The following is a 25,912-nucleotide window of genomic DNA, read 5'->3' as shown; positions in this document are numbered from 1 at the left end:
TAATGGTTATAAATAATACAAACACTTAGCTGAACTCTATAAAAATACGTTCGCCTACACTAAGTCCTAAAAGACTGGAAGCACCATTTATGCTGCTGCCTTTATAAATAGCAACTTCCAAAAGGTCACTTTCATTAAATATAGCAGAAACGCTTCCATGATACTGGGGTTCGTTTTTCCAGTCATCTACCACATCGGTGTAATGGTTATTTACTTTTGACATGACAAAGTTCCTGAACTTTAATTCAAAGCTATCATAAGACTTTAAAGTATTGTTGAAGAAATTCTTGCTGATGTTGGAAATGGCATTTCCAAAATTATCAATATACATAATTTCTCCTACGATAATACCTTCAGCCTCATTCAGAATCGCTCTTGGGAAAGAGTTTTCTTTTATTTTATTCGTTTTTTTACCAACAACTTCCGGTATTCCGCCTTTAGCCAAATGTGCAGCAACAGGAACGAAAATATCTGTTGAGGTAAAACTTACCTGATCATCGAAACGGTTTCCTAATTTAATTTCATAGATATCATCCGGATTAATGTCGAAGAACATCAAACTTAGCAAACCATTATCTGCACAAATGAAATAATGATCATCTACTTTGGCGATAATATTCTTCCGGTCTTTATGGTAAAAAGAATCCACACTAATGATGTGTATTGTCCCTTTAGGATAATATCTGTAAGAGCTTCTGATGATGTAAGCCGTCTGCTGAAGGTTATATGCCTGTATTTGATGAGTAATGTCGACTATGTTTATAGTCGCCAGTTCATTGTATATACTACCCTTAATAGCAGCAACCCGGTAATCGAGTGTTCCGTAATCAGAAGTTAGTGTAATAATCGGCATATACTGCAAAGATAGAAAATACAGAGCAGTCCTGATAAATTAACAATTCTTTTATCTGTATTTTTTTCGGAATCGTTATATTTGTTTAGTTACACACGTAAAAACAAGTATTGGATGTATGAATTAAATTATGAACTGAAGGATATAGATACCAAGCAGTTTTATGGGGTGCAGAATCAGTTTTTCAATCTGATTAAGTCCTCATTCCCAACATTAAAAATTACCGGAAGAGACAATTTTATCTTTGCTATGGGCAATAACGAAGCTTTAAAAGTTTTGCAGGAAAAATTAGACGACATTGTTTCTTTTATCTCAAATAATAACAGTATAGAACTAAAAGATGTTGAAAGCATCCTGAAAATAAAGGATGAAAATGAAAAGCAACTGGTTTTTGATAGTGATATTTTGCTAAAAGGCGTTGGCGGAAAAATTATTAAAGCCAAAACGACAAATCTTAAAAAACTGGTTAAGGTTTCCGAGAAAAAGGATATGGTCTTTGCTATAGGGCCTGCCGGAACTGGTAAGACCTATACAAGTGTGGCTTTGGCAGTAAGAGCTCTCAGAGATAAAGAAGTTAAACGTATTATTTTAACACGTCCGGCAGTAGAAGCAGGTGAGAGCCTGGGCTTTCTTCCCGGGGATATGAAAGAGAAGCTTGATCCATACATGCAGCCTTTATATGATGCTTTAAGGGATATGATTCCTTTTGAAAAGCTGGAAGGTTATATCGAGAAAAAGGTAATAGAAATTGCTCCTTTGGCTTTTATGCGCGGGCGAACACTGGATGATGCTTTTGTAATTTTAGATGAAGCGCAGAACACAACACATTCTCAGATGAAAATGTTCCTTACCCGTATGGGGATGAATGCTAAGTTTATTATTACAGGAGACCCTAGCCAGATAGACTTACCTAAAAATCAACAATCCGGATTAAAAGAAGCGATGTTTATTCTTAAAAATATTGAAGAAATAGGCTTTATACATCTTACTGATGAAGATGTGGTAAGACACCCGGTGGTGAGAAAAATTATTCAGGCTTATACCAGTGAAGAAGGTAGAATGCAGGAAAAATAAAATTTTAACATATTTTAGCATAGTATTTGTAATTGATAGCCTACAGTTATAAAATTAATATTATGAAAAAATCATTATTGTTAGGTGCTTTTGCACTTTTAGGGTTTGCTGCAAGCGCACAAACTACCGGACAATTGAAAATTGGAGCTAATATTGGTATCCCTGTTGGTGATGTATCCAATGTATCCAGTTTTACTATGGGATTGGACGCAGCTTATCAGTGGAGACTAGCGGAAAACTTTGACTTAGGTATTGCAACAGGTTATCAGCATTTTTTTGGTAAGAGTGGTTGGTCTGATGGTGGATTTATTCCATTAGCAGCCTCCGCACAATATTCTATAGATCCTAAATTCTTTATCGGAGCAGATCTTGGTTATGGATTTCTTACAGGTAAAGGATCATCAGGCGGAGGATTTTACTACCAGCCAAAAGTTGGTTATCAACAATCTGATTGGGAACTGTATTTAGGATATAAAGGAGTTTCTGACAATGGAAGTATTAGTTCTGTTAACCTAGGATTTAACTTTAAATTCAGATAAGTAAAACAATTTACTATAATAAAACCTCCGTTGAAAACGGAGGTTTTTGCTTTATATCATAGTACGCAGTGATGACGGAATATTAAGATATCCTAACTTTTAAAATATTTTTATATCTTCGTACGGTGAAATAAAATTCTAAACTATTATGAAAAAAACATTATTGCTGGGTGCATTTGCACTATTAGGATTTGCTGCAAGTGCACAAATTACTGGACAATTCAAAATTGGAGCTAACGTAGGTATCCCTGTAGGTGATGCTTCAGATGTAACTAGTTTTACAATGGGAGTAGATGCTGCTTATCAATGGAGATTGGCGGAAAACTTTGATTTAGGTATTGCAACAGGTTACCAACACTTTTTTGCTAAGTCTGAAATAAAAGATTGGGGTGGAGCTGATGCAGGTTATATCCCTTTGGCAGCATCTGCACAATATTCAATAAGTCCTAATTTCTTTATTGGTGCTGATCTTGGATATGGGTTCCTTACCGGAAAATATGCATCAGGTGGTGGTTTTTACTATCAGCCAAAAGTTGGATATCAACAGTCTAATTGGGAACTTTATTTAGGATATAAAGGAGTTAGTAAGGATAGTAATACTTTAGGCTCTGTTAATTTAGGATTTAATTTTAAGCTGAAGTAAATTATACTTTAATATAGTATTAACCCTCCGCTGAAAAGCGGAGGGTTATTTTTTAATGACAAAAATCATAATTTATCACATTAAAGTGATTTAAATAAAATTTATATTTGGTTTTATCAAATTATAAATATTTTTTATGAAAAAAATTCTATTATCTGCTATTTTGTTTTCCAGCATTATAGCTTGTCGCGAAGAGTCTTTATCTAACCGAGATGCTCAATTACAGGCTCAGCAAAATTTACTTGATGTAAAATCTGTTTACAAACAGGAATTCTCGATAGCATTGGCTAAAGCATTAGCTGTTAATGCTGATTTAAGAGACTTTATTAAAAAAGAAGCCCTTAAAGAGTTTGATAATGATTATGATGTACTTTATCAAATGGTCAAAGATCAACTGATAGGAGGAAAAACCTTTAAAAATATTATTGCAGAGCAATATACTAAAAAAGAGAATTTGGAAGCTTTGGAAAGGTTGTATCCTACCCTTACTATTTTCGTTCCTGAGTTGCCTATGGACAGTTTTTCAGCGGAAAAATGGGATGTGAAAACAGAAATTCCTTTAGTTGCTTATACATTAAATACTACTAAAGATATTCCTATTGTAACTGAAAATGGAAGTGAATTTCTCTTAGAGGCAAAATATATCCCCTCATTTCCTATTGTAGTTGTCAAAGAAAATGAAAGAGTTAAGGTAGTTAGTCTTGGTGACTCGGTTAAAAACAAAACCATGGCTTCTATAGATACTAAGTCATCAATAATTCATCAAGATAATTTACTGAAGGGAAGTTCATATAATTTTGAATTCTTGGATGATGCATTTAATGGAAATAAATCCAATGGAATTCAAAAATCAGCTTCTGTAAGAACAATGACTACAAGGAATGACTTGGTTGTAGATCCTAAAATACAACAAGCATATGAAATTTATAAAAATACAGATGGATGGCAGAGAGACTATATCTATTATAATATAGCTCCAAGTAATACCCGTGGTAAATTTAGTTATGACTTTATGGAGTATATAACTTCTTTTACATTAAATAAAGCAAGTGATTATTCAAAGATTGCTGATCAAGATGATCCGAAACTTAATACAGATCATATAGAACTTAATTCTGGGAATATTCCTGATAGTTCTGGTTTTTGGACAGAAGGGAACTTTGAATTTAGTATTATAGCTTTGGTAAATGGTAAGAATGGTGTTGGATCAATTATAGAAAAGGGTTTCACTCTCAGACCATCACAATTATTTAATTTATTTTATGAAAAGACACTAATACCATTACCTCCTCCATTTCCTCCCTCAATGCGTACTTATATGTGGAAAGTAAAAGAAGCTACTCCTATAGAAGTTGCCCTAAATATACCATTATTGAACTGGAGTCTTGAAGATTATTCTTCAAGTATCAAAATTAGTATTGAGGAAGTAGATCCTAGTCAAACGACAACAGATAAAATTGTTCATCAAAGTAAATTTGCGGCAAATTTCAGTATTGATCCAACTGAAGGTTTGATGAATAAAATTGGACTTAAATTTGGAGCGAGCGCAGAGGTTGCAAATTCCACTGAATATACAGTTGTTACGAATTTAGGAAATGATAAATTGCGAGATGTTATAGTTAATTTTGGAGATAATACAATAATTGGGTTGAATAATTCACAATACATAAGAAGGAAATATGATTCTGGTTTTTTCACTATTACGGTCGAACCAAAAAGAGTACAATAATTTTAGATCAGTCCTCCGCTGAAAAGCGGAGGATTTTTGTTTAACTAAAGAAGGATTCTAAATTACAAAGTATCATAAAAGGATTAATTATATTTTATATCTTCGCGCGGTGAAATAATAATTTAAACAATTATGAAGAAAAATTTATTGATTGGTGTATTTGCATTATTAGGATTTGTAGCGAATGCACAAACTAAAGGTAACTTTAAATTAGGAACTCATATAGGAGTTCCAACGGGCAATTTAGCAGATGTAGCAACCTTTAATATCGGTGTAGATATGGCTTACCTATTTAATATTGATACAAACTTTAAAGCTGGATTTACCACAGGATATTCCCACTATTTTGTTAAAAGTATTACAAGAAATTTTCTTGGGAGACAAATTACACTTAGACCTGATGATATAGGTATTATTCCTGTAGCAGCAACAGCAAAGTATAACTTTGAATCTAATGTTTTTATTGGTGCTGATTTAGGTTATGCTTTTTTTGTTGTTGGTCAAGACGGAACAACAGGTGCTTTTTATTTTCAACCAAAATTAGGCTATCAGTCAAAAAGTAATGAATTCTATATCTCTTACAAAGGAATGAGTAAAGAAGGAACTACAATTGGTTCTGTAAATCTTGGATATGCCTATACATTTAAATAAAATTAATACTATAATATGAAGAAAAATTTATTAATTGGTGCATTTGCACTATTAGGATTTGCTGCAAATGCACAAAATTCGAAAGTTAAGTTTGGAATTAAAGGAGGTTATGTACTTTCTACTATAAAAGAAAAGTACAATAATATGTCTAATTCCGGAGATCCTAAATCTTCTTTTTATGTTGGAGGATTAGTAGAATATAGAATTGATAATCAATGGGGATTACAAGGAGAAATCTTATATGCTGATTTGGGGGGGCGTGATGAAATTAATTATGGAACTCAAAATGTAAATGGACAAAATGTTTATGTAGGGAATGTAAAACAAAAGACAAACCTTTCAACAATTGTAGTTCCTATTGGAGCTAAATATTTTGTAACCAATAATTTTACGGTTAATGGTGGTTTTAATTTTGCATTCTATGTAAGTAAAGATATAAAGAATGATCTTACGCAGTATGGTACTTCTGTGAATGTATCAGCAGATGATCTTTTGAAGACGTTTAATTTTGCGCCTTATTTGGGACTTGAATATCAGTTTGATAATGGTTTGTTTGTTGATTCCAGATATAATTTTGGGGTAGCAAATATTAGTAAAGTAAATGTTGACGGATATAAGATGCGTAACAGCTTCTTTCAGATAGGATTAGGTTATAAGTTTAAATAATAGCTATTAGACTGACTAGTCCTAAAATAGGTTGACATTTATTAGTCAACTTTTTTCAGGACGGGACAGACAAATAAGAAAAGCCTGCAGATGCAGGCTTTTCTATTTATTTTAGTTTCTCCTCAATAAACCTTGCGGTATGTGAGGTTTTGTTTTTTATCAGTTCTTCAGGAGTTCCTGCAAATACAATTTCACCACCATATTTACCTGCTTCCGGACCAATATCGATAATATAGTCTGCACATTTAATAATATCCGGCTGATGCTCGATAACAATAACAGAATGGCCAAGATTAACCAATGCTTGTAACGAAATCATTAACTTGTTGATATCATGGAAATGGAGACCTGTGGATGGCTCATCGAATATAAATAAAGTCTTGTCGTGACTTGTGCCCTTCACAAGGAAAGATGCCAATTTTACCCTTTGTGCCTCACCTCCGGAAAGAGTAGAAGAGGACTGACCTAACTGAAGATAGCCTAATCCTACATCCTGAAGTGGTTTTAGTTTCTGAACAATTTTATCCTGGTGATTGTCTCTGAAGAAATCTAAAGCTTCGTTTACCGTAAGATTGAGAATGTCCGAGATATTCTTTTCGTCGAATTTTACATCCAGAATTTCGTCTTTAAAACGGGTTCCATGGCAGGTTTCACATTGTAATTCTATATCTGCCATAAACTGCATGGAAACCGTAATTACACCTTCACCTTTACATTCGTCACAACGGCCACCATCCACATTGAAAGAGAAATGTTTTGCTTTCAGTCCCATATGTTTGGACATTTTCTGTTTAGCAAAAAGATCACGTATATCATCGTAAGCTTTCAGATAAGTCACAGGATTGGAACGGGATGATTTTCCGATTGGATTCTGGTCAATCATTTCGATATTCTGAATCAGCTTTTTCGGGAATGTTATCGAATCAAAATCCGCTTTTTTACCTCCTAACTCCAGTTCTATCTGAACGGCCTGCGCCAGAACATCTTTCATTAATGTAGATTTTCCACTTCCCGAAACACCTGTTACTACAACTAAGCTTTCTAATGGGATATCTACATCAACATTTTTAAGATTGTTTTCTCTGGCTCCTTTTATATGGATAAATTCCTTTGGTTTTCTTCTGTGCTTTGGCACAGCGATTTCTTCAACACCATTTAGATAATCAGAAGTCAGTGTATTTGCTTTTTTTATTTCTTCAAAGTCACCACTAAATACTACTTCACCACCTAAATAACCTGCTTCCGGACCTATATCTATGATATGATCTGCAGCACGCATTACGTCTTCATCATGTTCTACCACAATAACGGTATTCCCTAAATCACGGAGATTTTTTAATACTTCTATAAGATTTTCGGTATCGCGGGAGTGAAGTCCGATACTCGGTTCATCCAGAATATAAATAGACCCGACTAAACTGCTTCCTAAAGAGGTTGCCAGATTAATACGCTGACTTTCCCCACCGGACAGAGTATTCGAATTACGGTTAAGGGTAAGGTAGCCTAAACCTACTTTTACTAAAAATTCTAAACGCGAAACAATTTCGTATACCAATCTTTTGGCAATAGCGGCATCGTGCTCGTTTAAATTCAGGCTTTGAATAAGTGGTAATAATTCGTCTAATGGTAATTCAACCATAGACTGGATATTATGACCATCAATTTTCACCCAGGAGCTTTCTTCTCTTAAGCGTAATCCTTCACATGTTGGACATGTTGTTTTTCCTCTGTAGCGGGAAAGCATTACACGGTACTGGATTTTGTAAAGATTTTCTTCAAGCATTTTAAAGAAATTGTCTACACCAGGGAAATTTGCCGATTTATCACCACGCCATAAAAACTGACGCTGCTCTTTGGTAAGCTGAAAATACGGTTTATGTATTGGAAAATCCTTAGCTACCTTTTTTATAAAAGCTGCTTTCCATTCTTTCATGGTTTCGCCACGCCAAGGTGCTACGGCATCTTCATAAACCGAAAGGTTTTTATTGGGAACCACAAGATCTTCATCTATGCCTATTATTTTTCCGTAACCTTCACAGGTAGGGCATGCACCATAAGGATTGTTGAAGCTGAAAAAATGAATATTGGGTTCATTAAAGACAATATCGTCCAGTTCGAATTTGTTTGAAAATTCTCTTATTTTTTCGTTGTCAGCATTTTTGATAGAACAATAGCCTTTACCTTCATAAAATGCCATTTGTATAGAGTCTGCAAGACGCTGCAGGAAAGTTTCATCATCTTCATATTTAAAACGGTCGATAACCAGAAATATTTCAGTTCCTGCTTCAGGTTCAAACCCAAAGCTTTCCAGATCCTCAATGCTGGCAACATTTCCGCCGATTTCAAGTCTTGTAAAACCTTGTAATTTTAGAGTCTTAAGCTGTTCAGCGAAATTTTCGGTTTCATAATGCCATGGAGCGCGTAAAATAAGTGTAGGTGCTTTTTTCTGAGCTTTAATAAAGTCTATGACATCGGTAACGCTGTCTTTTCTTACCTCTTCTCCGGATACAGGAGAGTAGGTGCGTCCAACACGAGCAAATAATAATTTAAGATAATCGTATATCTCTGTAGTTGTCCCTACTGTAGAACGAGGGTTAGAGGAGATTACCTTTTGCTGAATAGCGATTGAAGGAGCAAGTCCTTTAATATCGTCTATCTTTGGTTTTTCCAGCTTCCCGAGAAACTGTCGGGCATAGGAACTTAAGCTTTCTACATAACGTCTTTGGCCTTCAGCGTAAATAGTGTCGAAGGCTAAGGAAGATTTACCACTACCGGAAACTCCCGTGATTACGGTAAGCTTATTTTTCGGGATGGAAACATCAATATGTTTTAGATTATTGAGATGAGCGTTTTTAACAAAAATCTCTTTTTTAATATCTATATTGTCCTGGTGTGCCATAATAATTATAAGGTTGCAAAATTACAAAAATTAAAGCCTAATAGGAAGTAGATATTGGAATTGTAAATCATAAAAGATGCTAAATTATATGATGAAGGGATATCCAATATAAAACGGAAGTCTTATACAGGTAAGCGGTGTAAAAAGCGGAAAAACCAATGGTAATCTAGTAAAAACTAACCGGACTAGCATCTATCATAAAATCCGGATCCGCATATTTAGATGAGAGTCGAGTACATTTGCCGACTTAAAAATTACTGTTATAATGAAGAAACTATTACTAAGTGCTATTGTGTTGATTCCTGCTGTCGGTATTATGGCTCAGGAAAAAGCGATTGATGAGGTAGTGATAGACGGGAAATTCTTATCACTCTCGTACAAAAAAGTAAGTGAAAATATTGAGATTATTACCAAAGAGCAGATTGAGAAAGCTCCTGCGCAATCTATTGAAGATCTTTTAGCTTACTATACAGGGGTAGATGTCAGAAGACGGGGTATGGCAGATACTCAGGCAGATGTTAGTATCAGAGGTAGTTCTTTTGAGCAGGTACTTATGCTAGTTAATGGTATCCGGATGAGTGATGCCCAAACTGGGCATAATATGATGAATGTACCGTTCAGTTTAGCATCTGTTGAAAGAATAGAAATTATAAAAGGACCTGCTGCCCGTAGATTTGGGCAAAATGCCTATGCAGGTGTCATTAATATTATTACAAAAGCTTCCGGTAAGGACGAGTACAGAGTTTCTGCAACAGGAGGTGATTATAAAACATGGTCACTTGGAGCTGCAGCCGATTTTGGTAATGAGAAGTTTGGGAATTTTCTGCAGGTGAATAACACCGAATCTGCAGGGTACCGCTATAATACCGATTATAAAATTAAAAATTTCTGGTATCAGAACCAGATGAAAATAAAAGACGGAAGCATTAAATTTCAGGCTGGTTTTGTAGAAAAAAAGTTTGGAGCTAATGGTTTTTATTCGTCTCCGGCAGCCAAAGATCAGTATGAAGAAACACAAACATCTCTGGTAAGTGCAATTTATAATCAGAAATTTGGAAATTGGGGTGTAAATGCCAATTTATATTGGCGTAGGGCACAGGATATGTATCTCTTTGTAAGAAATAAGCCTGAAATCTACCGCAATATGCATATTGGCAATAACTATGGTGGAGAACTGAATATAAGTTATAAATCGTCTCTTGGGGTTACCGGTATTGGTGCAGAAATGCATCAGGAAGATCTAAGAAGTAATAATCTGGGCGCTCGTGGACGTTTTGTTACTCAGGTACTGGTGGAACACCATTCTTCTTTTATCAATAACCGCTTGAGTATAATTCCGGGGGCAAGCTGGGTAAATTATACAGGTACTGGGAATTTCTTTTATCCGGGAGTAGATGTAGGTTTTGATATAGATAAACAAAACAAGGTATATGGTAATGTAGCCAAAGTACACCGTGTGCCAACCTATACAGATCTGTATTATCAAAGTAAAACAGAGCAGGGGAATGCTGATCTGAAACCTGAAAATGCACTTTCATACGAAATTGGTTACCGTTTCAGCAGACAAAAGTTTTTATTCAAAACCAGTGTATTCGGAAGGGATTCTAAAAATGCGATCGACTGGACAAGAGCAAATGCTAACAGTATTTGGGTTGCAGAAAATATTTCTGATGTAAAAACGAAAGGGCTAGAGGTGGAGGCTTCACAAGGTTTCAATAGTTTCGTGAAAAACATATCTATAGGCTATACTTATCTGGACAGCAAAGCTAAAAATAATGATAAAGGCGAGAACTCGCGTTATGCTTTGGAAAATCTGAAACATCAGTTTAATGCAAAGCTTACACTGGGATACTGGAGGTTTACAAATGAGCTTATTTATCAATACAACCAGCGTGTAACATTAGGAAGTTATAATCTTTTGGATGAGAAACTTACATTTAGTACCAAAGATGTAGATGTTTTCCTGTTAATTAATAATATTACCAATGCAAAATATACAGGTGCAAGCCTGGTACCAATGCCGGGAAGATGGTTTCAACTAGGCTTTAATTTTAAAGGTAAATTCTAGGTTCTTTTTTATTACTTTTGCCGAATGGAATATTTCATGTACAGAGTGTTCCGTTTGATAAAATAAATTAGAGTAAAAAGGTCATTAATTCCGGTTATACGAATGAAAAAACATTTTGTGTTTATACTGCTTACTTTGGCAGTTATAGGGAAAGCTCAGAATAAAGAGCATATTTCTTCTTTCAATATGTTATCAATTACTTATAAGTTTTCAAAAAAATGGATGGCTTATACGGAATTTCAGACCAGATCAATTGAGGATTATACCAATATTGATTATTACGAAACTAAAGGAGGTGTAGGATATAATATCAACCGCGATAACCAGGCTTTTGTCGGAATAGGACGTTACGGAACTTATAAAGAACAGAAGATTTCTCAGGAGGAACTAAGGTTATGGTTACAGTATACTTATAGTCATAATATCGGCCGTGTAAATATTGACCATAGAGGGCGTGCTGAACAGCGGTTTTTCCACATGTCGCAAACCGGAGAAAATACAACTGATAACAGATTCAGATATCGTCTGAGCGCTACGATGCCAATTAACAATCCAAAGATGCAGGCCAATACTTTTTTTGTTAATGCATTTGAAGAGTTATTTGTTGGACCGAAATCTGATTTCCTCAAAAGAAACAGATTGTTTACAGGATTTGGATATAAATTCAATAAATCGGTGAGTACTTCAATGGGGTATATGTGGCAGAGGGAATTTTCACCGAACGGAAACAAAAATTTACATTTTCTCTACATGGCGCTTAATTTCACTATTGATCACAGCGATGATGATCATGCCAGAGTAATCATTCCTGTAGCGGATTAGAGAATGTGCAAAAAAATACAAGAAAAAAGGAAACTAAATCATCATTTAGTTTCCTTTTTGTATGGAGAATCATTATCTTTGTCTGCGTTATAAAATTATTTTATGAAATTTATTGTTGCCAGCGGCGAGTTACAAAAAGCCTTGCAGACGGTAAGCGGAGTAATTTCTGGTTCCCAGTCAAGACCGATTTTAGAGAATTTTCTTTTTGAACTGGAAAATGACAATCTAAAAATTACCGCTTCCGACGGAGAAACAACTTTAATAACTTCTATTCCTGTAAAGTCTGAAGACAACGGTAGAATGGCTGTTCCGGCTAAAATGTTTCTGGATGTAATTAAATCATTCGGAGATCAGCCTCTTACTTTTGTAGAAAAAGAGTCTGAAAACGGAATTGGCAGTCTTCTTGAGATTTTGGATGAGAAGGATAATTACTTCGTAGCATTGGACAATGCTGAGGATTATCCTGAGTTACCAGAATTTGATGCTTCTAAAAGCGTGAAAATTCAGGCTGGAATTTTGTCAGAAGCATTGGTTAACACTCTGTTTGCAACAAGTAACGACTCACTAAGACCTGTAATGACAGGTGTTTTGTTCCAGTTTAACGAGAACGAAGTTAACTTTGTATCTACAGACTCTCACCGTTTGGTAGTATACAACAGAAAAGATGTAATGAATGTTGATAATATTGAATTCATTATGCCGAAGAAACCTTTGGCTATTATCAAGAACATCCTGTCTAATACAGACGATGAAGTTCTTATTGAATTCAATGAAAATATGGCTAAGTTCAGCTTCCAGGATAATATCTGGATCTGCCGTCTTATCGATGGTAAATATCCTAACTATACAGCTGTTATCCCGAAAGAGAATCCTAATGTATTAACGATTAACAGAAACTTATTACTAAGTTCTATCAGAAGAGCATCTATCTTCTCCAACAAATCGACTAATCAGGTAAGATTCAAGCTTTCAGGAAATTTACTTCACCTTCACGCAGAGGATACTGAATATGCAAACAAAGCAGATATGCAGATTCCATGTGAGTATAACGGAGAAGATATTAATATCGGATTCAGCTCTAAGTTTTTAACAGAAATGCTTTCTGTTTTAGGATCAGATGATATTACGATGAAGATGTCACAGCCAAACCGTCCGGGAATTATAGAACCGGTAGACGGTCTTGAAGAAAATGAGAGTATCCTTATGCTTTCGATGCCTGTAATTGGCCTATAATTTTATTTTAATATAGACAAAAAGCTTCATCTTTATTTGATTGGATATAAAATATCGGATCAGATGCAGGATGAAGCTTTTTCTTTTATTAAATTTGCAGTTCAAAATTTTGTAATAAAAGCTGTGTGCATACAGCAGCTAAATAATAAGAAAATAATACATGAAAATTTCTGATAAGTGGCTTAGAACTCACCTTGAAACAGATTTGTCAGCTGAAAAGCTTGGAATAATTCTTACAGATTTAGGTCTGGAAGTAGAAGGAATAGATCCTTATGAATCTGTGAAAGGTAGTCTTAATGGAGTAGTGGTTGGAAAAGTGCTTACTTGTGAGCAGCATCCTAATGCAGATAAACTGAAAGTAACTACTGTAGACATTAATACCGGAACACCTTTACATATCGTTTGTGGTGCACCCAATGTTGCTGCAGAACAAAAAGTAGCTGTGGCTACAATAGGTACTACAATTCATCTGAATAACGGTGATTCCTTTAAAATTGCTAAATCTAAACTTAGAGGAGAGGTGTCTGAAGGAATGCTTTGTGCTGAAGACGAATTAGGTCTTGGAGAAAGCCATGCCGGAATTATGGTGTTGCCGGAAGATTATGAAATTGGAAAGCCTTTATCCGATTATATTAAGGTAGAGCAGGATGAAGTTTATGAAATCGGACTTACACCAAACAGAACAGATGCTATGTCGCATTATGGTGTTGCAAGAGATCTTCAGGCTTATTTATCTCTGAATAAACTAAAATCCACGTTCAACAAGCTCCAGGCTCCTGTAATTAACGGAGAAGGAAGCCACGATTTCAAACTTGAAGTTGAAGATACAGAATTAACACCTCGTTATTTAGGTGCTGTTATCGAAGATATTAAAGTTGAAGAATCTCCGGAGTGGTTGAAAAACCGTCTGAAAGCTATTGGCCTTGGACCTATTAATAATGTTGTAGATATTACCAACTATATTTTACATTCTTACGGACAGCCTTTACATGCTTTTGATGCTACAAAGATCAATGGACATGTGGTGAAAGTAGGGGTTGCTGCTGAAGGAACGAAATTCAAAACTCTGGATGGTACGGAGCGTAGCCTGAATGGTACCGAAATTATGATCAAAGACGGAAATAATACACCAATGTGTATTGCCGGTGTTTTTGGTGGTGAAAATTCAGGAGTTTCAGAAGGAACAACTTCTGTGTTCTTAGAAAGCGCATATTTTAACCCTGTAGCGGTACGTAAAGCTGCTAAAGCACATGGCCTGAATACGGATGCTTCTTTCCGTTTCGAAAGAGGTGTAGATCCTAATATTACTAAAGATGCTTTATTGAAAGCAGTAGAGATGATTCAGGAAATTGCCGGTGGAAAACTAAAAGGAGAAATCCTTGAATCTTTTCCTAAGAAAGTAGATTATTTTCCTGTTATCCTTAGATACTCCAAAGTAGATCAGATTCTGGGGATTAAGATTCACAGAGAAACAATAAAAGAAATCCTGAAATCTCTTGACATATTAGTTCTGAATGAGATTAAAGATGGATTGGAAATTTCTGTTCCACCTTATAGAGCCGATGTAACCAGAGAAATTGATGTTATAGAAGAAATCCTTCGTGTTTACGGATATAACAAAGTAAGCTCTCAGGAGAAAATAGCATTTACACCGGTTCGTTTAACATTAGATGATCAGGATTCTCTGGAAAATTTCTGGGCGAGAATGTTACAGTCTAATGGCTTCAATGAAGTAATGAATAACTCTCTGACTTCTCTTAAAGAAGAGAAAGCTGATGCTGTTACCTTACTAAATCCTTTGAGTAATGAACTTAGCACCATGCGCCAGTCTTTATTAGAAGGATTATTGCAGAATGCTGATTACAATATCAAGCGTAAGAACCAGGATATTAAATTCTTCGAGCTTGGAAAAATCTACTTCAAAAAAGAAAAATTTGAAGAGCGCAAGCAACTGGCAATTCTTGTTTCCGGTAATAATAATCCTGAAAACTGGATTCTGAGTAAGTCTCCGACGGACTTTTTCATCCTGAAAGGCTATGTTCAGTTATTGCTGGATAAATTAGGACTGAATACTACCGAAAAAGCTTTAGAAGATGCACGTTTCTCAGATGCTTTAGAAATTGTAGCTGAAGGTAAAACTATTGCCAGAATAGGTGTTGTAAGCAAAGCTTTATTAAAAGATGCAGATCTTTCTCAACCTGCTTATTATGCAGAAATAGAACTGGAGACTTGTCAGGCTTTAAGAAGCACGGCTAACTTTAAATTCGTGGATATTCCGAAGTTTAATAAGATAAGAAGAGATTTAGCGTTATTAGTAGATAAAACTGTTTCTTATAACGATCTGCTTCAGGCATCTAATGATATTTCTTCTAATCTTAAGAAGATTCAGTTATTTGATGTATACGAAGGTAAAAATCTTCCTGAAGGTAAGAAGTCTTATGCTTTAAGCTTTGAATTATTGAATACAGAGAAGACGTTAGAAGAAGCTGAGATTACAAATATTATGAATAAGCTGATCAAGAAGTATCAGAAAGAATTTAACGCTGAGCTACGTTCATAAAAATTCAGTTGTTAAAAAAATAGTATTTTTACAATCTGCTAAAGGATTATAATTATGAAATCTGGACTAATGCAGTGATCTTTTTCAAGAGATTAAAGATTACTGTATTGGATACAGACTAAAAGATAAAAATTTACATATGAAAAAGCTTTTTTATATAGCCTCAATAGGAATTTTAGCTGCAGTATCATCCTGTACTTCCACTGCTAATTTGGGAAATGTTTCTAAGATCGGAACACAGCAGCCTACATTATCCAATACCCGTTGGGAGGTTATGGATAATCTTCAGACCAATGCAAAGCCTTATATAAGCTTTGATCCTGAAAAAGGAATGAGCGGAAATGCAGGTTGTAATAAAATCTTCAGTCAGGATATTATAATCCAGTCTAAACAAGGAGATTTCTCTATAAAACAAATTGGTTCTACCAGAATGGCCTGTCCTAGTATGGATATGAAGATAGAGGGGAACTTTATTAAAATACTGGAGTCTGCCGACAAGTATGTTGTTGTAAAAAATACTCTGGAGCTTTATAAAGGAAATATACTCTTAATGAAATTTCAGAAAGCAAACTAAAATAAAAAATCCGCTCGTAAGAGCGGATTTATTTTTTTAGATTTTACAATTAAGCTTCGTCTTCGTCGTCATACTTTTCCAACTCAGCATCACACCATTTGAAAGCTTCTTCTACAACTTTAGTAGCTTCTTCTGCTACCTGCTCTTCATCATCACCTTCTAAATCGTCTAACCATTCTACTTCTTCCTCCTCAACATTTAGGATAAAACGTGGATACTCAGTATGAACTACAAAAAGATCCTCTGGAAAGTCTGAATTGTCGGCTAATAAAAACTTAGGTAATTTCATTTCTTTAATATTTGATATTTCAAAGATAGGGAAAATTTTTTCGGCTTTCCTCGTTTACTTTGCAAATTGTTTGGAAATTTTTTCAGCTTTCTTACTCTCACTATAATCGTAGAAGCCCTCTCCTGATTTTACACCTAACTTTTTAGCTGTTACCATATTAACTAAAAGCGGACAAGGCGCATATTTAGGATTTTTGAAGCCGTCATACAATACATTCATGATAGAAAGGCAAACATCCAGCCCGATAAAGTCTGCCAATTGTAATGGTCCCATTGGATGAGCCATTCCAAGTTTCATTACAGTATCTATTTCTTCTACTCCGGCAACACCTTCGTATAATGAATAAATAGCTTCATTAATCATCGGCATTAATATTCTGTTCGCTACAAAACCAGGATAATCATTTACCTCTACAGGTACTTTGCCCAGTGTTTTGCTCATTTCATAGATAGCACTGAAAGTTTCCTTGGAAGTAGAGTAACCTTTTATAATTTCTACAAGTTTCATAATAGGAACCGGATTCATAAAATGCATACCAATCACTTTTTCAGGTCTTGAAGTTACTGAAGCAATTTTCGTAATGGAAATAGAGGATGTATTGGTTGCTAAGATACAGTCTGCCGGAGCTGCTGCATCCATTTGCTGGAATATTTTAAGCTTTAAGTCTATATTTTCTGTAGCAGCTTCTACAATAAGATCGGCATTTTTAACAGCATCTTCCAAAGCTGTAAAAGTAGAGATATTTGCCAGTGTATTGGCTTTCTCTTCTTCTGTAAGATTTCCTTTAGCAATAATTCTGTCCAGATTGGTGGTAATAGTTTTAATACCTCTGTCCAGTGCTTCTTGTGAAACATCAACTAAATTTACTTTAAATCCAGTCTGGGCAAAAGTATGAGCAATTCCGTTACCCATAGTTCCCGCGCCAATTACTACAATATTCTTGTTCATAATTTTTTATTTTTTGATTAAAGAATTTACGAACCTTTCGGTTTTATTATTAGGGTTTATTTTTTTTTATTTAGAGTATCCCAGACAATTTTCGAGATTTGGGCAATCATTCCACAATTGACTTCCTCACTTTCCATAGAGTCCTTCACAAATACTGCAATTGCATAATGTTTACCATTCGCTAAAGTTACAATTCCTGAATCGTTCTCAGCAACAGTTAATCCGTTTTTCATTTTACCGGAAGAACCTGTTTTTCTGGCCATCTTCACTTTTGGAAGTAATCCCGGAAGCTTTGTCATCCCGGTATTGGTTTTAGTCATAATATCCATTAAAAAAATTGTGGATCTTTTTGATAAAAACATTCCTTTATAAAAAGCTTTCAGGGTTTTTACCATGGATGCTGTGGTCGTATAATTTGCATAAAGAGCTTTTATATCATTTTTATGCATTTCTTCCTCATTGTATTTTATCTGGAAATTTTTCACCCCATTCACATCCATCAGTTTTTGTACTGTTTTGGTTCCTCCAATTAGTCTTAGAAGGATATCGCAGCCATTGTTGTCGCTTTGGGCTACGGTATAAGTAATAATTTCACTTAAAGGAATTTCTACGTTTCCATTCGGATATTTCTCACGAAGTGGTGACCATGTATTTTCTAATAGATCTGATTTTTTAATCAGTATTTTCTGATCCAAGGTAAGATTTCCTTTGTCCACCTGATTAAGAACTGCTAATGCAATATGGAATTTAAAAACACTCAGCATCGGCATTTTCAAATTACCATTGGTGTTACTAAACTGAAATTCATTTTCTATTCCCAAAACAGACACGGCTACTGTGGCTTTCTTGTCTTTGGTAACAGCATTTATATCATTTAGTATGGACGTATGCTGAGCAAGTACAAACTGACCTGTCAAAAGAAACAGAAGTATAATTTTTTTCATTTCAACTAATTTATGTCTTTGAATTTAATCATAAAATATAGTAACATTCATATAAGAATTTACCGGTATACCTTTTATTAAAGCTGGTTTCCAGTTGAGGCTCTTTACATAGGTTTCTACACTTTTGTTAAATGATTTTTCGAATATATTATTTTTAGTATTAACAAGAGATGATTCTGTATTAAAATCTTTTGCAGTACCATCTTTCATGATTACAAAATGCGTTGTTGTATTAGAATGGCTTTCATCACCTTTTCTTTTAACATAGCTCTTAGGATATCTGAAACTGGTAAAATAATCTTTTTGAAGTCTGTCAAACTGTTCACTATCATCATTTGTTTTGGTTGTTCTTGAAGTCAGATCACACACCTCAAATGAAAAAATTGAATCCTTGTTTTTTAATACAAATTGTTTTATCCCCAATACTTTTAATGAGTCAAAAAAAGACTTCCCATATTTGTTTTCCAGTAACCGGTTCATCTCTTTGGGATAACATCTTTCAAATTGTGTATTTTCGTATACAACACACGACTCTGTAGCAGTCTCATATCTGATTTTATTTTCCTTCAGTAAATCCGAAAATTCCTTTTCGGCATTGATACCAAATCCAAAACCCATGAAGTTTGTATAGATATATTTTTGATATTTAAAATCATTTTTTGCAAGTTTCGTTTCATAATTACAATCAATCTCATACTGATTAGTCCTTTGTTTAATACAAGAAAGACTTATAATTGATATACAAAACAGCAGTAATGATTTTAAAGCCATACCGAAATTATTTATAAACCCTGTAGGTTTCAAAATCCTACAAGGTTAAATACTATTTAATAAGCTCCATTATTTTCAGTGCTACTTTCAATGCTTCGGTTCCGTCATTTAAGCTTACTTCAATAGGCGTATTTTCTTCTATAGCCTGAGCGAAGCTTTCCAATTCATCCAGAATAGCATTGTTCGGCTGAATATTTGGATATTCAAATACAATCTGGTTCTTTTCACCTTCAGCATTCTCAATAATCATATCGAAATCAGATGGAGTTTCCGGAGCTGCCTGCATACGGATAACCTCTGCTTTTTTCTCAAGAAAATCTATGGAAATATAGGCATCTTTCTGAAAGAATCTGCTTTTACGCATTGCTTTCATAGAAATACGACTGGTTGTAAGATTTGCTACACAACCGTTTTCAAACTCTATACGGGCATTGGTAATATCCGGCGTCTTACTTACAACCGATACACCACTTGCATGGAGGTGTTTTACAGGTGATTTCACAATACTCAGTAGTATATCCAGATCGTGGATCATTAAATCCAATACTACGGATACATCTGTCCCACGAGGATTAAACTCGGCCAGACGGTGGATTTCAATAAACTGAGGATTGCTCAGGTAACTCTTCGTAGCGATATAAGCAGGGTTGTAACGTTCAACGTGGCCTACCTGCACTTTTATATTTTTTTCCTCACAAAGACGAATCAATTCTTCTGCCTGTTCCAGCGTTTGAGTAACCGGCTTTTCAATGAAGAAATGAATTCCTTTCTCTATTGCTTTTTTTGCGTATTCGTAATGGAAGAGGGTAGGTGTTACAATATCCAGAACCTGAATTTCACTTAACAGCTGGTCCAGATCGTTGTAGTATTTATAACCAAATTCCTGCTCTAATTTCTTTCCGTTTTCAGCATCACTGTCGTAAAAGCCTACCAATTCATATTTTTCAGATTGATTCAGAAGTCTCAAATGAATTTTCCCTAAGTGGCCGGCACCTACTAATCCCGCTTTTAACATGTAATTTTAAATTTTCGTAAAGATAATAAACACCCAGGAATTATGAGTTATAAGTTGTAAGGTATTGATGTGTAAAGTCGTATTCCATCTATAACATATATGCGTGATAATATTAGGTGTAAACTATCAACCAATAAAGGTAAACTAATAAGTATTTTCCCTATTTTTGCCGTATGAGAGACAGTTTTGTGCATAAGGGGAAAAGAAGACACCTGGTGAATTATTTGATGTCGAAAGGAATTTCGGATCAAAACGTTCTTCAGGCAATAAACAAAATACCCCGTCATCTCTTTTTGGAAAGTATTTTTGAAGATTATGCTTATGAAGACAGAGCTTTCCCTATTGCTGCAGACCAGACTATATCTCATCCGTCGACTGTAGCAGAACAGACACAGCTTTTAAGAGTAAAGGAGCAGGAAAAAGTTTTGGAGATAGGCACTGGCAGTGGTTATCAGACTGCTGTTTTGATTGAAATGAAAGCCTTTGTGTACACTATTGAAAGGCAAAAAGACCTATATGATTTTTCAGAAAGAAAGTTACGGGAAATAGGACTTAGACCCAAGTTCCAAAGTTTCGGTGATGGCTTTGCAGGCTTACCGACCTTTGCACCGTTTGATAAGATTTTAGTGACCTGTGGAGCGGCGGTTTTGCCTATTGAGCTATTAAAGCAGCTGAAAATTGGTGGATTAATGGTTATTCCTTTAGGAGAAGGAGATGAGCAGATTCTCACACGTTTCAGAAAAGTAGGAGAAACTTCTTTTGAGAAAGAAGAATTTGGGCTTTATAAGTTCGTTCCGATGCTGAACAATACGAATAAATAGAAATACGAAGTTAGAAGTTAGAATTGTGAAATAAACAATTCAGCGATTAACTGGTTTAACTTAAATTAGAAGTACGAAGTAGGGTATTGAACATACACACTGACTTTGTACTTCTAATGGTATAATTTTATTTAATGCTTACAGGTTTACCTTCTTCATCTACAGAAACCAAAGTAAATTCTCCAGATACAGCCAGATCACGACCTTCCTGATACATTTTTTCTGTGAAGATATCCACATGTACTTTTACACTGGTATTTCCTACATGTTTTATAGAACCGATAAGTTCTACAAGAGTACCTGAAGGAATTGGCTTTTTAAAGTCAATTTTATCACTACTTACTGTTACAATTCTTTTTCTGCTAAAACGTGTAGCAGTCATAAAGGCAACTTCATCCATCATCTCCATAACCGTCCCCCCGAACATTGTATTGTGGTGATTAGTAATCTTTGGAAACACTACTTTAAAGACATGCGTTTCCGAATTCTGAATTTTTTCTTCTAAATTCATAATTAAATTTTAAATTAAATTATATAAGTTGAACAGGAAAATAAACCTAAAAGAAAAAATTTAGGAGCATTTTTCTACTTCAAACCGCGAAAGTATTTACCGAATTTTCAGGGATCTGACTCATGTCAAAGGACATATACAGTTGCGCGACAGTTCGTGAATTACACACGATTCACCTTTTCGAAAATTCGAATGCAAAAATAAGGATATTAAAATAAAAACGGAAGTATTTTACGAATATATAATTTTAGTGCTCTTCCTTAGGTTTTCCAGCGATAGATCCTTCAGCAACAACTTTATCGGCCTTACCAAAACTAAAGTCATCTCCTTTTAACCAGAAATAGTTGCCATCTGCATCCTGATATTTTTCGCCACTTGCACTGATTACTCTTTCCATATCGTAGATTCTACCACTGATATCGTTGCGCAAAAGAATTTTTGCAGGCTTACTATCATCCTGTTTAGAAATGATACGGAAGTGGTATTGGCCATCTGAAGAAATGTATAATGAACCGTCGTTGTCTATATCTATTTTTGTGTTTACTGCAGTACTATCCTTTTTCTCCACAGTTACAGAATCATTTTTTGTAAGTGTTTCAGTTTCGGATTTTTCTTTTTTACTGTTACAGGCAGCGACAATAATAGCTAGAGCGGCAATTCCAAAAAGTACTTTCTTCATTTGTAAAAAATTTCAATAAAAGTACTGAATTTTTATCTTTTTTGCAAGAAAAAAATGGCCTTTATGCAGAGGGTTTGATGTATAAAGCTCCTGTGTAAAGGTGTTTTGGTGTACTCTTTTTTGAAGCAAATTTTATATAAATAAGCTCGCTTTTTAGAGATAATTATTTCATTTCATAGTTGGGAATGTAAGTTTGGTGAAAGATATACCGGGATTATTTGTTTCATATTTTTCATTTTGAATATATTTAGGTTTTTAAACCAAGTTGAAAGCAACTTTAAATTTTGAATATTCAATGACTTTTAAAGAACAAATCCAACAGGGCATTCCTGCGATTTTACCAAATCCGAAAGCATACGATACTACAGTAAGTCATGCACCTAAGCGTAAAGAAATATTATCTGAAGATGAAAAGAAACTGGCACTGAAAAATGCATTGCGTTATTTCGATGCTCAGTATCATGCTGCATTAATTCCGGAATTTAAAGAAGAACTGGAAAAATACGGACGTATCTATATGCACCGTCTTCGTCCGGATTACGAAATGTTTGCACGCCCGATAGAAGACTATCCGGGAAATTCGCAGCAGGCAAAGGCAATTCAGTTAATGATCCAGAATAATCTTGATAAAGCTGTAGCACAGCATCCACATGAGCTGATTACTTATGGAGGAAACGGTGCTGTTTTCCAGAACTGGGCACAATATCTGTTAACGATGAAGTATCTGTCCGAAATGACAGATGAACAAACATTGGTTATGTATTCGGGACACCCGATGGGATTATTCCCTTCTCATAAAAATGCTCCAAGAGTTGTGGTAACAAACGGAATGATGATTCCTAATTATTCTAAACCGGATGACTGGGAGAAATTTAATGCATTGGGGGTTACACAATATGGACAAATGACAGCAGGAAGCTATATGTATATAGGTCCGCAGGGAATTGTACACGGTACAACAATTACTGTACTGAATGGTTCCAGAAAAATAGATGATCAGGGAACTGCCGGTAAGTTATTTGTAACTGCAGGGCTTGGCGGGATGAGTGGCGCTCAGCCTAAAGCCGGAAATATTGCCGGAGTGGTATCAGTTACGGCAGAAGTAAACCCGGCTGCAACCTATAAAAGACATGAGCAGGGCTGGGTAGACGAAGTAATCTCAGATCTGGATGAACTGGTAGTAAGAGTTAAGAAAGCCAAAGAGAATAAAGAAGTTGTTTCTATTGCCTATGATGGTAATATCGTAGATGTCTGGGAGAAGTTTGATCAGGAAGATGTTTATGTAGACTTGGGCTCGGATCAGACATCTCTTCATAATCCATGGGCGGGTGGTTATTATCCTGCAGGAATTTCATTTGAAGATGCCAACAGAATGATGGCTGAAGAGCCAGAATTGTTCAAAGAAAAGGTACAGGAAACACTGCGCCGCCATGCAGCAGCAGTTAATAAGCATACAGCAAAAGGAACTTATTTCTTTGATTATGGTAATGCTTTCCTTTTGGAAGCTTCTCGTGCTGGTGCGGATGTGATGGCAGAAAACGGAATCGATTTTAAATATCCATCTTATGTACAGGATATTATGGGACCAATGTGTTTCGATTATGGATTCGGGCCGTTCCGTTGGGTTTGTACTTCCGGAAAACCAGAGGATCTTCAGAAAACAGATAATATAGCATGTAAAGTACTGGAGGAGATTATGAAAAATTCTCCAAAAGAAATTCAGCAGCAGATGCAGGATAATATTACATGGATAAAAGGAGCTCAGGAAAACAAATTAGTTGTAGGTTCTCAGGCACGTATCCTTTATGCAGATGCAGAAGGGCGTACTAAAATTGCCAAGGCATTTAATGATGCAATTGCAAATGGAGAGATAGGGCCTGTTGTGTTAGGAAGAGACCACCATGATGTATCCGGAACAGATTCACCTTTCCGTGAAACTTCAAATATTTATGATGGTTCCCGATTTACAGCTGATATGGCTATTCATAATGTAATTGGAGATAGTTTCCGTGGTGCTACATGGGTTTCTATTCACAATGGAGGTGGAGTAGGCTGGGGAGAAGTAATCAATGGCGGATTCGGAATGTTATTGGATGGTACTTCCGAGGCAGAGCAACGTCTGAAATCTATGTTGCATTGGGATGTAAATAATGGTATTGCCAGAAGATCGTGGGGCAGAAATGAGGAGGCGATATTTGCCATAAAACGAGCTATGGAAGAAGAACCTTTGCTAAAAGTGACATTACCAAATATTGTAGATGAATCTTTATTGTAACAGATATTTGATATAAAAATAAGCTCCTGATATCAGGGATTGTTAATATACAAACATCATAGGTTTTCGAAACCTATGATGTTTTTTATTTAGAGTTTTTTACTGAGGATTTATTCTATAAACCGCAAAAGAAATAAAAAAGGTAATCTAAGGATTTCAAAAAATAGATTCATTCTAATAAAGCTGAGAGTTTTTAGAATAAATTTTAGCCGTCTTTTTGGGTTTAGTAAACTGAATTTAGTCTTTAATGAGAAGGCATTTTAGAAAACAGATTAATGATAACAACACCGGTAATAATAAAGATAAAGCCTATAATCGCTGGAAGATCAGGAATTTGCTTGTAAACCAAAGCTCCTACAGCAGTAATAAGAATAATTCCTACGGCCGACCATAATGCATAGGCAATTCCCACAGGTATTTGCTTTAATGAAAGGCTCAGGAAGTAAAATGCGCCGGCATAACCTAAAATGGTAATAATACTGGGAATAAGTTTGGTGAATTGTTCAGAACTTTTGAGGGTAGAAGTAGCAACTGCTTCAAATATAATAGCGATAAAAAGATAAATATAGTGCTTCATCGTGGTTCAAATTTATACCAAAAATAAAAGTTTCCCTTGGGAAACTTTTATTTTAGTAGAGAAAAGATACTTATTTTTTCTTTTCCATAATTTCCGGAGCACTGTATAGCTCAGGACTAGCTTCGTAAATTTTGTATTTAGCCTCATATCCTTCAGGGATATAAAGAACGATAGGCATTCTTCCGTTGTATCTTGTAAGATATCCTCCGGACATTACAAACTCCATTTTTGGTTTTGCTCCCGGGCAAGCCATTAATGTAGATGGTGTGCTACCGTTGGTTGTAAAAGTAAGGTAATCGTATCCCCATCCTTTCAGTTCACTGCTTTTAAACTCTCCGCTTAGGAAGGTTTTGTTGCAGCCATCTGTTTCCATGGTTTTTCCAACAAAAATTTCAATCTTCTTGTTTCCATCGTTTTGAGAATGTGGAACCTCAATAACAACTTGCTTTTGTCCTTTTTCCGGTTTTGGGAATGGTGCTAAATCAACTTTATAAGTTGTTTGTGCCATTAACGAAACTGACATTAAACTTAGTCCTAAAAAAGCGCTCGCAAAAATTGTTTTTTTCATCATCGTAAAATTTGGGATTATTTTAATTGTATTGGTATAGACAATTTGCGTACCAAAAATTATAATATTCCTTTTTTTACAAAGAGTTAATATTAAAAGTTTATTCTGAATAAACTCCTGAATAAGGGTTTTTATACTTGTTTAAATCAGGGTTTATGATTGGATGTTTTTAATTAAATTACAGATATACAGTAGGTAATGTG

24 protein-coding genes are annotated in these 25,912 nt (G+C 35.1%); 13 read left to right on the top strand and 11 right to left on the bottom strand.

What is annotated here, in order from left to right; translation table 11 throughout:
- Positions 1–25: 25 nt before the first annotated feature.
- Positions 26–853, bottom strand: coding sequence for an SAM hydrolase/SAM-dependent halogenase family protein (locus ATE49_RS00480; protein ID WP_034869184.1), 828 nt, complete (start codon positions 851–853; stop codon positions 26–28).
- Between the two features lie 114 nt (positions 854–967).
- Between ATE49_RS00480 and ATE49_RS00475 the strand changes: the two genes are divergently transcribed.
- From ATE49_RS00475 to ATE49_RS00450, 6 genes are all read left to right on the top strand, one after another.
- Entirely contained in the window at positions 968–1,927 is a 960-nt protein-coding gene (locus ATE49_RS00475; RefSeq protein WP_065080674.1) for a PhoH family protein, read from the top strand.
- A gap of 62 nt (positions 1,928–1,989) precedes the next feature.
- Positions 1,990–2,466 (top strand): hypothetical protein, encoded by a 477-nt coding sequence (locus tag ATE49_RS00470; RefSeq protein ID WP_065080673.1) that lies wholly within the window; start codon positions 1,990–1,992, stop codon positions 2,464–2,466.
- A gap of 148 nt (positions 2,467–2,614) precedes the next feature.
- Positions 2,615–3,109, top strand: coding sequence for a hypothetical protein (locus ATE49_RS00465; RefSeq protein ID WP_065080672.1), 495 nt, complete (start codon positions 2,615–2,617; stop codon positions 3,107–3,109).
- 136 nt (positions 3,110–3,245) lie between these two features.
- Complete coding sequence (locus tag ATE49_RS00460; RefSeq protein WP_065080671.1) at positions 3,246–4,838, top strand: hypothetical protein; 1,593 nt, start codon at positions 3,246–3,248, stop codon at positions 4,836–4,838.
- A gap of 132 nt (positions 4,839–4,970) precedes the next feature.
- On the top strand, positions 4,971–5,489 hold the full coding sequence (locus ATE49_RS00455; RefSeq protein WP_065080670.1) for a hypothetical protein: 519 nt from the start codon (positions 4,971–4,973) through the stop codon (positions 5,487–5,489).
- A 15-nt stretch (positions 5,490–5,504) separates the two neighbouring features.
- The gene (locus tag ATE49_RS00450) at positions 5,505–6,155 is read left to right on the top strand and encodes a porin family protein (protein WP_065080669.1); all 651 of its coding nucleotides are present in this window, start codon (positions 5,505–5,507) and stop codon (positions 6,153–6,155) included.
- A 106-nt stretch (positions 6,156–6,261) separates the two neighbouring features.
- Here ATE49_RS00450 and uvrA read toward each other — a convergent pair whose 3' ends face one another.
- Positions 6,262–9,054, bottom strand: a complete 2,793-nt coding sequence (gene uvrA / locus ATE49_RS00445) for an excinuclease ABC subunit UvrA (protein WP_065080668.1) — start codon at positions 9,052–9,054, stop codon at positions 6,262–6,264.
- 265 nt (positions 9,055–9,319) lie between these two features.
- On the opposite strand from uvrA, the gene ATE49_RS00440 reads away from it, so the two are divergent.
- From ATE49_RS00440 to ATE49_RS00420, 5 genes are all read left to right on the top strand, one after another.
- On the top strand, positions 9,320–11,122 hold the full coding sequence (locus tag ATE49_RS00440) for a TonB-dependent receptor plug domain-containing protein (protein ID WP_065080667.1): 1,803 nt from the start codon (positions 9,320–9,322) through the stop codon (positions 11,120–11,122).
- A gap of 102 nt (positions 11,123–11,224) precedes the next feature.
- Positions 11,225–11,944: a DUF2490 domain-containing protein gene (locus tag ATE49_RS00435; protein WP_034869174.1), complete on the top strand. Its 720-nt coding sequence runs from the start codon at positions 11,225–11,227 to the stop codon at positions 11,942–11,944.
- Positions 11,945–12,046: 102 nt separating this feature from the next.
- Complete coding sequence (gene dnaN, locus ATE49_RS00430; RefSeq protein WP_034869173.1) at positions 12,047–13,177, top strand: DNA polymerase III subunit beta; 1,131 nt, start codon at positions 12,047–12,049, stop codon at positions 13,175–13,177.
- 160 nt (positions 13,178–13,337) lie between these two features.
- A complete protein-coding gene (gene pheT, locus ATE49_RS00425) occupies positions 13,338–15,737 on the top strand; it encodes a phenylalanine--tRNA ligase subunit beta (protein ID WP_065080666.1) in 2,400 nt (799 codons plus the stop codon).
- Positions 15,738–15,876: 139 nt separating this feature from the next.
- Positions 15,877–16,311, top strand: a complete 435-nt coding sequence (locus tag ATE49_RS00420; RefSeq protein ID WP_065080665.1) for an META domain-containing protein — start codon at positions 15,877–15,879, stop codon at positions 16,309–16,311.
- Positions 16,312–16,360: 49 nt separating this feature from the next.
- Here the strand turns inward: ATE49_RS00420 and ATE49_RS00415 are convergent, their stop codons facing one another.
- The 5 genes from ATE49_RS00415 to ATE49_RS00395 form a co-directional block, all read right to left on the bottom strand.
- On the bottom strand, positions 16,361–16,600 hold the full coding sequence (locus ATE49_RS00415; protein ID WP_009085191.1) for a hypothetical protein: 240 nt from the start codon (positions 16,598–16,600) through the stop codon (positions 16,361–16,363).
- 54 nt (positions 16,601–16,654) lie between these two features.
- Complete coding sequence (locus ATE49_RS00410; protein WP_065080664.1) at positions 16,655–17,548, bottom strand: 3-hydroxybutyryl-CoA dehydrogenase; 894 nt, start codon at positions 17,546–17,548, stop codon at positions 16,655–16,657.
- A 56-nt stretch (positions 17,549–17,604) separates the two neighbouring features.
- Positions 17,605–18,492, bottom strand: a complete 888-nt coding sequence (blaCME, locus tag ATE49_RS00405) for a CME family extended-spectrum class A beta-lactamase (RefSeq protein WP_065080663.1) — start codon at positions 18,490–18,492, stop codon at positions 17,605–17,607.
- A gap of 24 nt (positions 18,493–18,516) precedes the next feature.
- Positions 18,517–19,110 carry a hypothetical protein gene (locus ATE49_RS00400; RefSeq protein WP_148774283.1) on the bottom strand — a complete coding sequence of 198 codons (594 nt, stop codon included), beginning with the start codon at positions 19,108–19,110 and terminating at the stop codon, positions 18,517–18,519.
- Between the two features lie 205 nt (positions 19,111–19,315).
- The gene (locus ATE49_RS00395; RefSeq protein WP_021346561.1) at positions 19,316–20,278 is read right to left on the bottom strand and encodes a Gfo/Idh/MocA family protein; all 963 of its coding nucleotides are present in this window, start codon (positions 20,276–20,278) and stop codon (positions 19,316–19,318) included.
- A 173-nt stretch (positions 20,279–20,451) separates the two neighbouring features.
- On the opposite strand from ATE49_RS00395, the gene ATE49_RS00390 reads away from it, so the two are divergent.
- Positions 20,452–21,099 carry a protein-L-isoaspartate(D-aspartate) O-methyltransferase gene (locus ATE49_RS00390; protein WP_065080661.1) on the top strand — a complete coding sequence of 216 codons (648 nt, stop codon included), beginning with the start codon at positions 20,452–20,454 and terminating at the stop codon, positions 21,097–21,099.
- Between the two features lie 127 nt (positions 21,100–21,226).
- Here ATE49_RS00390 and ATE49_RS00385 read toward each other — a convergent pair whose 3' ends face one another.
- Together ATE49_RS00385 and ATE49_RS00380 are read right to left on the bottom strand one after the other, a co-directional pair.
- Positions 21,227–21,610, bottom strand: a complete 384-nt coding sequence (locus tag ATE49_RS00385) for an acyl-CoA thioesterase (protein WP_034869160.1) — start codon at positions 21,608–21,610, stop codon at positions 21,227–21,229.
- A gap of 247 nt (positions 21,611–21,857) precedes the next feature.
- Positions 21,858–22,289 carry an MliC family protein gene (locus tag ATE49_RS00380; RefSeq protein ID WP_065080660.1) on the bottom strand — a complete coding sequence of 144 codons (432 nt, stop codon included), beginning with the start codon at positions 22,287–22,289 and terminating at the stop codon, positions 21,858–21,860.
- A 295-nt stretch (positions 22,290–22,584) separates the two neighbouring features.
- Between ATE49_RS00380 and ATE49_RS00375 the strand changes: the two genes are divergently transcribed.
- Positions 22,585–24,564: a urocanate hydratase gene (locus tag ATE49_RS00375; RefSeq protein WP_065080659.1), complete on the top strand. Its 1,980-nt coding sequence runs from the start codon at positions 22,585–22,587 to the stop codon at positions 24,562–24,564.
- 244 nt (positions 24,565–24,808) lie between these two features.
- Here the strand turns inward: ATE49_RS00375 and ATE49_RS00370 are convergent, their stop codons facing one another.
- On the bottom strand, positions 24,809–25,141 hold the full coding sequence (locus ATE49_RS00370; protein WP_065080658.1) for a DMT family transporter: 333 nt from the start codon (positions 25,139–25,141) through the stop codon (positions 24,809–24,811).
- Between the two features lie 70 nt (positions 25,142–25,211).
- Positions 25,212–25,709 carry an ecotin gene (locus ATE49_RS00365; protein WP_009085173.1) on the bottom strand — a complete coding sequence of 166 codons (498 nt, stop codon included), beginning with the start codon at positions 25,707–25,709 and terminating at the stop codon, positions 25,212–25,214.
- Positions 25,710–25,912: the final 203 nt, after the last annotated feature.

The organism is Elizabethkingia miricola (assembly GCF_001675285.1).
Lineage (GTDB): Bacteria > Bacteroidota > Bacteroidia > Flavobacteriales > Weeksellaceae > Elizabethkingia > Elizabethkingia miricola.
This window is presented reverse-complemented; position numbering and strand designations above follow the sequence as displayed.

What these genes read in the sequence shown, in the direction of transcription:
- ATE49_RS00480 (WP_034869184.1), bottom strand. Translation starts at nt 853, where the DNA reads ATGCCGATTATTACACTAACTTCTGATTACGGAACACTCGATTACCGG.
- ATE49_RS00475 (WP_065080674.1), top strand. Translation starts at nt 968, where the DNA reads ATGTATGAATTAAATTATGAACTGAAGGATATAGATACCAAGCAGTTT.
- ATE49_RS00470 (WP_065080673.1), top strand. Translation starts at nt 1,990, where the DNA reads ATGAAAAAATCATTATTGTTAGGTGCTTTTGCACTTTTAGGGTTTGCT.
- ATE49_RS00465 (WP_065080672.1), top strand. Translation starts at nt 2,615, where the DNA reads ATGAAAAAAACATTATTGCTGGGTGCATTTGCACTATTAGGATTTGCT.
- ATE49_RS00460 (WP_065080671.1), top strand. Translation starts at nt 3,246, where the DNA reads ATGAAAAAAATTCTATTATCTGCTATTTTGTTTTCCAGCATTATAGCT.
- ATE49_RS00455 (WP_065080670.1), top strand. Translation starts at nt 4,971, where the DNA reads ATGAAGAAAAATTTATTGATTGGTGTATTTGCATTATTAGGATTTGTA.
- ATE49_RS00450 (WP_065080669.1), top strand. Translation starts at nt 5,505, where the DNA reads ATGAAGAAAAATTTATTAATTGGTGCATTTGCACTATTAGGATTTGCT.
- uvrA (WP_065080668.1), bottom strand. Translation starts at nt 9,054, where the DNA reads ATGGCACACCAGGACAATATAGATATTAAAAAAGAGATTTTTGTTAAA.
- ATE49_RS00440 (WP_065080667.1), top strand. Translation starts at nt 9,320, where the DNA reads ATGAAGAAACTATTACTAAGTGCTATTGTGTTGATTCCTGCTGTCGGT.
- ATE49_RS00435 (WP_034869174.1), top strand. Translation starts at nt 11,225, where the DNA reads ATGAAAAAACATTTTGTGTTTATACTGCTTACTTTGGCAGTTATAGGG.
- dnaN (WP_034869173.1), top strand. Translation starts at nt 12,047, where the DNA reads ATGAAATTTATTGTTGCCAGCGGCGAGTTACAAAAAGCCTTGCAGACG.
- pheT (WP_065080666.1), top strand. Translation starts at nt 13,338, where the DNA reads ATGAAAATTTCTGATAAGTGGCTTAGAACTCACCTTGAAACAGATTTG.
- ATE49_RS00420 (WP_065080665.1), top strand. Translation starts at nt 15,877, where the DNA reads ATGAAAAAGCTTTTTTATATAGCCTCAATAGGAATTTTAGCTGCAGTA.
- ATE49_RS00415 (WP_009085191.1), bottom strand. Translation starts at nt 16,600, where the DNA reads ATGAAATTACCTAAGTTTTTATTAGCCGACAATTCAGACTTTCCAGAG.
- ATE49_RS00410 (WP_065080664.1), bottom strand. Translation starts at nt 17,548, where the DNA reads ATGAACAAGAATATTGTAGTAATTGGCGCGGGAACTATGGGTAACGGA.
- blaCME (WP_065080663.1), bottom strand. Translation starts at nt 18,492, where the DNA reads ATGAAAAAAATTATACTTCTGTTTCTTTTGACAGGTCAGTTTGTACTT.
- ATE49_RS00400 (WP_148774283.1), bottom strand. Translation starts at nt 19,110, where the DNA reads ATGGGTTTTGGATTTGGTATCAATGCCGAAAAGGAATTTTCGGATTTA.
- ATE49_RS00395 (WP_021346561.1), bottom strand. Translation starts at nt 20,278, where the DNA reads ATGTTAAAAGCGGGATTAGTAGGTGCCGGCCACTTAGGGAAAATTCAT.
- ATE49_RS00390 (WP_065080661.1), top strand. Translation starts at nt 20,452, where the DNA reads ATGAGAGACAGTTTTGTGCATAAGGGGAAAAGAAGACACCTGGTGAAT.
- ATE49_RS00385 (WP_034869160.1), bottom strand. Translation starts at nt 21,610, where the DNA reads ATGAATTTAGAAGAAAAAATTCAGAATTCGGAAACGCATGTCTTTAAA.
- ATE49_RS00380 (WP_065080660.1), bottom strand. Translation starts at nt 22,289, where the DNA reads ATGAAGAAAGTACTTTTTGGAATTGCCGCTCTAGCTATTATTGTCGCT.
- ATE49_RS00375 (WP_065080659.1), top strand. Translation starts at nt 22,585, where the DNA reads ATGACTTTTAAAGAACAAATCCAACAGGGCATTCCTGCGATTTTACCA.
- ATE49_RS00370 (WP_065080658.1), bottom strand. Translation starts at nt 25,141, where the DNA reads ATGAAGCACTATATTTATCTTTTTATCGCTATTATATTTGAAGCAGTT.
- ATE49_RS00365 (WP_009085173.1), bottom strand. Translation starts at nt 25,709, where the DNA reads ATGAAAAAAACAATTTTTGCGAGCGCTTTTTTAGGACTAAGTTTAATG.